Here is an 11,300-nt window from a genome sequence, read left to right on the forward strand (position 1 = left end):
CGAAGTGGCCAACTAGCTTGCTGGGTCACACCCGTGAACCTTCCCGGTCACAGCGCTAGTTGATCTGTCGGTCGATAAGAGAAAAAAGTTCATCAGCGCTGGCCGCCGCCTCGACGGCCACGCGAACGCTGCGAGTCGGGGATTCACGTTCGGCCACGGCCTCGGCCAGCGTCGAACGGATCCGCTCGATCAACCGCTCCTTCTCATCGGCAGACGACGTGGTCGCCAACAGCCGCCGCAGTGCGACGATAGGGTCATCGACCATCGACACGGACGCGGTGGCCTCCCAACGCGAACGCAAATATCTTGCCACTGCGGTAGTAGTCGGATAGCGGAACACCAGCGACGACGGCAGTTTCATGCCCGTCGCCTCGGCGAGCCGATTTCGCAGCTCGACACCACCGAGCGAATCGATTCCCAGTTCGTTGAACGGGGCGTCGGGTTCGATAGCAGCGGCAGACGGGTGTCCGAGCACAGCCGCGGCATGTTCCCGCACGAATCCGAGCACCACCGCATCCCGCTGGTCCTCCCGCGCGGCGGCGAGCCGCCCAGCCAACTGGCCGCCGGCCGCGACACCGCGCGCCGCGCGCCGCGCCCGTTCAGGCACCAGGCTGCTGAGCACCTCGGGCAGCAGCCCGGCTCGGGCGTGGGCCGCCAGCATCGGCTTGTCGAATTCGGCGCAGACGGCCACGGGTTCGTCCGTGGCGATCGCGGCATCGAGCAGCGTGACTCCATCGTCATCGCCGATGACTTCGAGGCCCAGTCGCTCCAGCCGGGCGAGGGAGGCCCGGCCCAGCCTGCCTGTCATACCCGTTTCCTGGTGCCAGGGGCCCCACGCCACCGACAACCCCGGCAGCCCCTGGGCCCGGCGGGCGTATGCGAGCCCGTCGAGGAACGAGTTGGCCGCCGCGTAGTTGCCCTGTCCTGGCGCGCCGAGCGTCGATGCCACGGAGGAGAACATGATGAATGCCGCCAGGTCGTGTCCCCGGGTCAGGTCGTCCAGGTGCAGCGCGCCGTCGACCTTGGGCGCGAGCACACGGTCGATCTGCTCGGCGGTCAGCTTCTCGAGCGTGGCGTCGTCGACCACACCCGCGGAATGGATCACCGCCGTCAACGGATGCTCGGCCCCGATCGAATCGAGGACGGCCGCCACACTCGTGCGGTCACCGACATCGCATGCGGCAACACGGATTTCGGCTCCCATATCGGTCAATTCGGCCACCAGTTCCGCGACGCCTGCCGCCGCTTCACCCCGACGTGACACCAACAACAGGTGCTCCACGCCGTGCACGGCAACCAGATGCCGAGCCATCACCGCACCCAAACCACTGGTGCCACCGGTGATCAATACCGTGCCGTTCCCGAACATCGCACCCTGGTCCGACGACTGCGGTTCTTCGGGCCGAACACCGCCGGACAGCCGCGGCACGAACATCCGGGAATCACGGACCGCCATCTGACCTTGATCCGATTCGATGGCACTGCGCACGACATCAGCGTCGAGAATGCCCTCGTGGTCGAGCAGCACAATCCGACCCTGGTGTTCGGATTGGGCGGTGCGGACCAAGCCGGCCACGGCAGCAGCAGCCAAGTCGACCGACTCACCCGCCACGCCCGTCGCACCGCGGGTCGCCACCACCAAACGAGAATCCTCCAGCCGCTCGCTCGACAACCACGACCGCAGGATCTCCCAGACCGCGTGCACCGAAGCCCGAATCGCTGCAGCACGCCCACCGGAGGAAGCATCACCGATCCGCCCATCCCCGTCGACAGCGTCGATTACGGCGGGGCCGTCGGCGAGCGAGTATACGACCAGGTCCGGAATCTCCTCGGCCGCAGCCAATTCCGCGACATCGCAATAGTGCCGGTCGACCCCGACCAGCCTCGCYGACCCCAATGTCGCCAGCACACCGACCGACGTCGGGGCAGGCAGCTCCGAGGAAACCCATCGCAGATGCAGCGGCGACGAGCGGCGAATCGTGCTTGCCACGTTCAAGGCTTCGACGTCGACCGGACGCGCGGTCACCGCATCGATGGTCAACACGATCGAACCGGTGTCGTCGACAACATCGATTCCGATCTGCCCGCTGCCGTCGCGGACCACCCTCACGCGCACCGCCCCGACACCGGAACGCCACAGCCGCACTCCCGCGAACGAGAACGGCAACGGCAGCTGTCCCGCGGCCGGGTCGTCGGTCGGACTGTCGATGGCCACATGCAGACAGGCGTCCAACAGTGCGGGATGGACGGCGAATGCGGATGCCGATCCGCTCACCGATTCGTCGAGTGAGACTTCTGCGAAGATCTGCTCGCCGCGGGTCCACATCGCGGTAACGCCCTGGAACGCCGGGCCGTACTCGAAACCCCGCTGCGCCAGGCGATCGTAGAAAGATGCGTCGTTCGACGGCTCTGCCCCGGGAGGGGGCCAGCTCTGCTCGCTCCATATCGGGGCGGTATCGGCGGCGGCGGTCAGGACACCTCCTGCGTGCTGCACCCATGGGTGCTCGTCTGCGGAGTCCCCGTCGGCGGCGGGGCGGGAGTAGATCGCGAAGGTGCGCCGGCCCTCGCCGTCGGGTGCCGCAACACTCAACTGCAGGTCGACCTCGGCGGCGCCGACTAATACCAGCGGGGTTTCCAGCAGCAGTTCCTCGATGACGTCGACGTGTAGTCGCGCGCCCGCGCTCAACGCCAATTCCGCGAAGGCCGTCCCGGGCAACAACACCGAGCCGAACACCGCGTGGTCAGCGATCCACGGATGAGTCCGCACCGACAACCGGCCCGTGAACAGCCACTCGTCCCTACCCGCCACCGGCACCGCGTTCGCCAGCAGCGGATGCCCGAACGTACCGGCCGCGACTCCCGACGGCGGCTGCAGCCAGTAGCGTCGGTGCTGGAACGCGTAGGTGGGCAACGCCACCCGATCCATCCCACGCCCCGCGAACAAGGACCGCAAATCCACCGGCAGCCCCATCGTGTGCGCCTGTGCGAGGAATGTGACGAACCCGACCGCCTCGTCGATCGACCGACGCGACGACGCCACCACCACCATCGACTTCGTCTCCGCCTGCGGACGCTCTGCCAAACACTCGACGGTCATCGCAGCCGACACCGCGTCCGGCCCCACCTCCACGAACCTGCGCACACCAGCCTCGACCAGCGTGTCGACACCGGCAGCGAACCGCACGCAACCACGAACCTGCGCCACCCAGTACTCCGGATCACACACCTCGTCACCGGCTTGCGCACCCGACACGTTCGACACGATCGGCAACAACGGCTTCCGATACGTCAATCTCTCGGCCACAGAACGGAACTCGTCCAACATCGGCTCCATCAACGCCGAATGGAACGCATGCGAAACTCGCAGCCGCGTGGTTTTACGGTGCTGCGCCGACAACGTCCGCTCCACCTCGTCGACGGCGTCGGCGTCGCCGGAGATCACCACCGACTCCGGCCCGTTCACCGCCGCAATCGACACGCGACCGTCGTACTTGGCAATCACCTCCGCCATTTCTATCTCCGCCACGGCGACGGCGAGCATCGCCCCGCCCACGGGCAGCGCACCCATCAACCGGCCCCGCGCCGCCACCAGCACACACGCATCCGCCAGCGACCACACCCCCGCCACGTATGCCGCGGCCAACTCTCCGATCGAATGCCCGGCAACGACATCCGGTGCCAGACCGAACGACTCCAGCAACCGGAACATCGCCACTTCGAACGCGAACAGCGCCGGCTGCGTCCACTCCGTCCGATCCAACACCTCGTCCGGATCGGTGAACATCACCTCCATCAACGACAGCGCGGAGCTCCTCGAGGGGTGGTGGTCGGGCGACGGGTGGGCCAGCGCGGAGCTCCTCGAGGGGTGGTGGTCGGGCGACGGGTGGGCCAGCGCGGAGCTCCTCGAGGGGTGCTGGTCGGGCGACGGGTGGGCCGCACCCAGATGCCGATCGAATTCGGCGCACACCTCGTCCAATGCCGCCGCGAATACCGGAAACGCCTGATACAACCCCGCACCCATACCCACCCGTTGTGCGCCTTGACCGGTGAACAGGAAGGCCGTTTGTCCCGAACCCGCAACGCCGTCGACCACCAACGCCGCCTGCCCAGGAGTACTTGCATCCGGCGAAGCCGACCCCGGTGCAGAATTGGCCAGAGCCGCCAGTCCCGCGAGCAGCTCCTGCCGGTCACGCCCGATGACAACACCCTGCCGATCCAGCAATGCCCGCGAGTCCAGCAACGACCGCGCCACCGCCCAGAGGTCCACATCCGCACGATCAGCCAACCATGCCCGCAACCGATCCGCCTGACCCCGCAACGCCTCCTCCGACTTCGCCGACACCACCCACGGCACCACCGCGACGTCGATATCCAGCCCCATGGCTGCGGGTTCGCCACTGCCACGCTCCGAAACGACCTGGGCAGAAGGTGATGTCGGCGCTTCCTCGAGGATCACATGCGCGTTGGTGCCGCTGATCCCGAACGACGACACCCCCACACGCCGCACTGTGTCACCGGCGGGCCACGGCTCCGCCTCGGTCAACACCCGCACCGATCCCGCCGACCAATCCACGTGCGGCGACAATGCATCGACATGCAGCGTCTTCGGCAACATCTCGTGCTGCAATGCCTGGACCATTTTGATCACACCACCCACACCGGAAGCCGCCTGCGCGTGACCGATATTGGACTTGAGCGCACCGATGCGCAGCGGTCGATCCGGTCGATCCTGTCCGTAGGCGGCGATCAACGCTTGCGCCTCGATCGGATCCCCCAACGCGGTTCCCGTTCCGTGCGCCTCCACCGCGTCCACGTCCACCGGGCGCAACCCGGCGTCGGCCAAGGCCGACGCAATCACCCGCTCCTGCGACGGACCGTTCGGCGCGGTCAAACCATTGCTCGCGCCGTCCTGATTGACCGCGCTGCCACGCACCACCGCCAACACGTTGTGGCCTAGTCGCCGCGCATCCGACAACCGTTCCACCACCAACACCGCCGCGCCCTCCGACCAGGCCACACCATCGGCCGCAGCCGAAAACGCCTTGCACCGCCCGTCCGGAGCCAAACCACGCTGCCGAGAAAACTCCACGAACACCATCGGTGTCGCCATCACCGTCGCACCACCCACCAATGCGAGTGAGCTTTCCCCCTGACGCAGCGCACGGCACGCCACATGCAATGCCACCAGCGACGACGAGCACGCCGTATCCACCGTCATCGCCGGCCCTTCCAAACCCAATGCGTATGCCACTCGTCCGGATACCACGCTCCCCGCCGCACCGGTCGCGACATAACCCTCGACCTCGGACCCGCCCTTGCGCGTCACGGCCTCGTAGTCCTGATACATCACACCCGTGTAGACACCGGTATTGCTGCCCCGCAACGACGTCGGATCGATTCCCGCGTGTTCCAACGCCTCCCACGACACCTCCAACAGCAACCGCTGCTGCGGATCCATCGCAATCGCCTCACGCGGACCGATCCCGAAAAAGCCCGCGTCGAAATCGGCCGCGTTCATCAGGAAACCGCCCTCCCGGGCGTAGGACGTACCGGGTTTCTCCGGGTCCGGGTGAATCAGGCGATTCAGGTCCCAGCCACGATCCGACGGAAACTCGCTGATGGCATCGGTGCCGGACACCACAAGATCCCACAGCTCATCCGCGGACTCGACACCGCCCGGATACCGGCAGGCCATACCCACGATCGCGATCGGCTCGTCGGTGTGTACCCGACGCGGGGTGTGCACAGCACGCGTCTTCGCGTTCGCGCCGTCGACCCGTGAACGCAGGTAGCGGGCCAGCGCCGTCGCGGTCGGATAGTCGAAGGCGAGGGTCGACGGAAGCTGCAGAGCGGTGGCTTCGGTGAGCCGGTTACGGAACTCCACCGCACCCAACGAATCGAAACCCAATTCGCTGAACGGCTTCTCGGCATCGATCGACGCACCGGAGGCATGACCCAGCACCGCGGCCACCTGATCCCGCACGAAATCGACAACGATCGCGTCGTACTTGTCCGGCGACGCCGAAGCCAACCGCCGAGCCAGGTCCCCACCGCCACTGTCGGCCCGCCGTGGCGCCGGCACCAACGACTGCAACAGACCCGACAACAGGCCAGCCCGCGCCTGGACGGCCAACGACGCCATGTCGAAGTCGACCGCGGCCACGAACGGGGCGTCCGCGCCACCCGCCAGGCCCAACAGCGCGAGACCGTCGGCGTCGGACAACGGTCGAAAACCCATACGCGACAATCGGTCCAAGCCGGCATTACCCAATTCGGCCGTCATTCCGCCGGCCTGGTTCCACGGACCCCACGCCACCGAAACCGCGGGCAGACCCGAGTTGACCCGGCGGCGCGCCAACGCGTCCAGCACCGCGTTCGCCGCCGCATAGTTACCTTGCCCCGGCGATCCGAGGATTGCCGCGACCGAGGAGAACATGACGAACGCCGACAAGTCGCGATCGAGCGTGAGCTCGTGCAGATGCAGCGCCGCATCGACTTTCGGTGCGAGCACGCCGTCGATCTGCTCGGGTGTGAGCGTCTCGACGGTGCCATCGGCCAGCACGCCCGCCGCGTGCACGACAGCAGTCAGGGCGGGACCGTCGGAGATTTCGTCGAGCATCGCCGCCACGGCGGCACGATCGCTCATATCACAGGCCACCACCTGCGTCCGAGCCCCGAATTCGGCCAGCTCGGCGACGAGTTCGGCGACGCCTTCAGCGCGCGCACCGCGCCGCGACACCAACACCAGGTTTCGCGCGCCGTGCCGCTCGGCGAGGTGCCGGGCGACGAGCGCACCCAACCCGCCGGTGCCGCCGGTGATCAACACCGTGCCGGAGCCGATCGCGATACTCGACCTGTTTGTCTGCCCGTCGCGACGGGTCAGCCGTGGCGCGCACAGCGCACCCGCACGCATCACGAGCTGCGGCTCGTCGGCATCGAGGGCAGCCGATATCAGGTCTGGCATCACCTCGCCGTCGAGGTCGGTGTCCACCAAGACAATTCGGCCGGGATGCTCCGACTGAGCGCTCCGCAGCAAACCCCACGTCGCCGCCGCGGCCAGATCTGGATCTTCTCCCGGCAGACCGGCACCATTGCGCGTCACCACAACCAGCCGCGCATCGGCCGCGGGCAGAGCCAACCATGAGCGAAGCGACGCCAGCACCATGTGTAACCGTCGGTGCACGGCATCCGCCGACAATGCCCTACTTTCCTCCGCGACATCGTCGACGAACCACACCAGCACATCCGGAACATCGTCCCCGGCAGCCTCGCTCAGCGCGGTCGAATTCGGGTAGCTCTCCGCAAATCCCGGATAAAGCTTGTCCCAGTGATCTTTTGGCCGGGAGCGTTCCGGGTGCGGCTCATCGGCCTGCGTCGAACCTACGGCGACGATCCGCCGACCATTCGTATCACGAGAAGCGAAGGAACGGAGCGGTTGAGCATCGATACAGTCGACTGGGCTCCACTGCACATCGTACAGCCGGTGGTGGCCGGCGAACCGACCATCGTGCAATGCCTTGCTGTCCACCGGACGCGCCTGCAGTAACTCGACGGTCAATACCAGAGCGCCTGTGTCGTCGCGGAGCTCGAGCCGGATACTGCCGCTGTGCTGGAGTGCGGCATTCGCGTGGCCCTCGTAGTTACTTTCCGCTGCCGCCTCGGACCTGACGCCACTGGCGGCTTCGCTGCGTCGGATTCGGGCCTGCACGGCCGTCGCCCCGGGACGGTACAACCGCACACCGGTGAACGAGAACGGCAGCGGCGCCTGGTCGGCGGCAAAGTCGGCGGCCAACTCCTCCACCGCAGCGTGCAGCGCGGAGTCCAGCAACATGGGATGGATACGGAACCGCCCGGCATCGGCGCCGCCCTCGGCGGGCAGCCGCACATCCGCCAAGACATCGCCACCGCCGTCCCGCCACAGCCGACTCACCCCCCGGAACGCGGGTCCGTAGTCGAGTCCGCGCGCGGCCAACCGGCCGTACATCGAATCGCCGAACGTCACATCGTCCCCGGGTAAAGGCACTCCGGGGCCGGCTTCCTGACCGTCGACGCTGTCATACGCCGGAGCATCACGCACCGCGCTGGGAGCGAGAATGCCACGAGCGTGTGTGATTCCGGATCCGCTGTCGGAATGTTCGCCGATTACCCTGGACGCCACGATGAAGCGTCTGCGCCCGTCGTCATCGGGCTCTTCGACACCGACCTGGACGTCGACTTCGGTCCGGTCGTCCAATCGTAGGGGTGCTTCCAGGACCAGCTCGTCGATGACCTCGATACCCAATCGAGCACCGACCGCCAACGCCAACTCCACGAAACCGGCTCCCGGTAGCAGTATCGCGCCGAATACCGTGTGATCGGCGATCCACCGATGCGACGCCACCGAAAGTCGGCCGGTGAACAGCCACTCGTCTTTGCCGGCGACCCTCACCTCTTCGGTCAGTACTGGATGACGGGACGGTGACGGTGTCTCGGGAGCTGGCTGTAGCCAATACCGTTGGTGTTGGAATGCGTAGGTGGGTAGCGGGACCCGTGACACGGTGCGGTCGTCGAACAGTGGCTTCCAGTCGACGTCCATACCTGCTGTGTGGGCGTGTGCGAGGGCGGATACGAGCTGTATCGGTTCGTCGGTCGAGCGGTGTTGAATGGCGGAGTTCGCTCGGCCCTCATGGTTACGCTCCGCTGCCGCCTCGGGCCCAACGCTCACCCCGCGTCGGGCTGGGGTGATCACTGTCGAGCGGGCCTCGACGTCCGGGGTTCGGGCAAGACATTGCCGAGTCATCGCCGACAACACGGCATCGGGGCCGATCTCGACAAACCGTCGCACGCCGGCGTTGACCAGGGTGTCGATCCCGGAGGCGAACCGCACACATCCACGCACCTGCTCCACCCAATAACCCGGATCGGTCAACTCCACACCCACAACAGCACCATCGATGTTCGACACGACCGGAACGTTCGGCAGATGATAGGTCACACCTTCGACCACCGAACGGAACTCGGCCAGCATCGCATCCATACGCGCCGAATGAAACGCATGACCGACCCGTAACCGTGTGGTCCGGTAGCCTTCCGCGGCGGCACGCCGCTCCACCTCCTCGATAGCGTCCCCGTCCCCGGACAACACCACCGACGACGGACCGTTCACCGCCGCGATCGACAACCTGTCTCCGTACCCGGCGACAAGTTCTGCCGCATTCTCCTCCCCCACGGCCACCGCCACCATCGCCCCGCCCGCAGGCAATGCCCCCATCAACCGACCACGCGCAGCAACCACACGACACGCATCCGACAACGACCACACCCCAGCCACATACGCAGCCACCAACTCACCGACCGAATGCCCGATCAGCATGTCCGGTACGACACCGAACGACTCCATCAAACGACACAACGCCACCTCGAACGCAAACAACGCAGGCTGGGTGAACTCCGTCCGATCCAACAACACCACACCGTCACCCCTGGCGAACATCGCATCCTTCAGCGACCTGCCCAACAGGGGATCGAACTCGGCACACACCTCGTCCAACGCCGCCGCGAACACCTCGAACGAGTCGTACAGGCCGGCGCCCATCCCGCCATGTTGCGCCCCCTGCCCGGTGAACAGCAACGCTGTCCTACCCGACCCGACAACTGCCTCGACAACACCGGAAGACACCACCCCTGCCGCCAAATCGGCAAGACCGGAAAGCAACTCGGCGCGGTCTGCGCCGACAACCGCGCCCCGACATTCCAGCCGACCACGAAAGTTGGCCAGCGAGTAGGCGATGTCCCACACATCCAGGTCAGGTTTGTCGATCACCCACTGCCGCACCCGTTGCGCCTGCGCCCGCAAACCCGGCTCGGATTTCGCCGATATCAGCAACGGTACGGCTGCGGCGGGGTGAAATAGGGCTGTCGGCGCGGGCTGCGGGGCGGGGATTTCCCGGCCTCCGATGCGGTCTGCGTTGCGGTGTATTACCTGTTGCCGGCTCGACTGCCGGGTGGGCGCCTGTTCCAGGATGGCGTGTGCGTTGGTGCCGCTGACGCCGAACGACGACACTCCGGCGCGGCGAACACGCCCGTCGGCCGGCCATGGCTGTGGCTCGGTCAACAACGCAACATTGCCCGCCGACCAGTCCACGTGCGGGCTCGGCGCGTCGATATGCAAAGTCTTCGGTAGCGTTTCGTGCCGCAACGCCTGCACCATCTTGATCACCCCAGCCACGCCCGCCGCGGCCGCGGTGTGTCCGATATTCGATTTGAGCGACCCGATGTGCAGCGGCCGATCCGGTCGACCCTGCCCATAGGTGGCGATCAGTGCCTGCGCTTCGATCGGATCACCCAAAGGCGTTCCGGTGCCGTGGGCCTCCACCGCATCGACATCCGACGGCTCGAGCCCGGCATTGGCCAACGCCGCCTCGATCACCCGCTTCTGTGAGGGACCGTTCGGCGCGGTCAAACCGTTGCTCGCACCGTCCTGATTGATCGCGGTGCCACGCACGACCGCCAGTACGTCATGACCCAGGCGACGGGCGTCCGACAGGCGTTCGAGCACGAGCATGCCGACGCCCTCGGAGAAGGCGACGCCGTCGGCAGCGGCGGAGAACGATTTGCACCGCCCGTCGGGCGACAGACCACGCTGCCGCGCGAATTCGACGGAGAGGAAGGGATCGGCATACACCGTCACACCGCCTGTCAGCGCCAGGGAGGTCTCCCCCTGCCGCAGCGCCTGGCAGGCCAGATGCAGCGCGACCAGCGACGACGAGCACGCGGTGTCCACCGTCACGGTAGGCCCTTCCACACCGAAGACATACGCCAGCCTGCCGGAGGTCACGCTGCACTGGGAACCGGTGAGCCGATAACTCTCCAATTCGCCGGCCACCCGGGTGTAGTACGTCGAGTAACACGCTCCCACGAACACTCCGGTGTCACTGCCGCGCAACGAAGTCGGGTCGATGCCCGCGTCCTCCAATGCCTCCCAGGTCGCCTCCAACAATTGACGTTGTTGTGGTTCCATTGCGGATGCCTCCCGCGGACCGATCCCGAAGAAGCCGGCATCGAAATCGCCGGCGTCGTAGAGGAATCCGCCGCGACGAGCGTAAACGGTACCGGGTTTGTCCGGATCCGGATCGATCAACCGCTCCAGATCCCAGCCACGATCGGACGGATACTCTCCGGTCGCGTCGGTTCCGGAGGCGAGCAGGTCCCATAGTTCGTCCGGTGATCCGACACCGCCGGGGAATCGGCAGCCCATCCCTACGATGGCGATCGGTTCGTCTGCTCGGACCCGGCGGGCGGTCTTCTTGACCGGTTGGGTC

Annotated in this window: 1 protein-coding gene; it reads right to left on the reverse strand. The window is 66.5% G+C overall.

Annotated features, from left to right (window positions below; translation table 11 throughout):
- Nucleotides 1-55 precede the first annotated feature (55 nt).
- Nucleotides 56-11,300 (reverse strand): type I polyketide synthase (locus tag AB4Z47_RS25955; protein ID WP_441954470.1); only part of this gene is annotated, 11,245 nt, incomplete at its 5' end.

The organism is Nocardia sp. 2TAF39 (assembly GCF_052114905.1).
In the GTDB taxonomy this organism is placed as follows: domain Bacteria; phylum Actinomycetota; class Actinomycetes; order Mycobacteriales; family Mycobacteriaceae; genus Nocardia.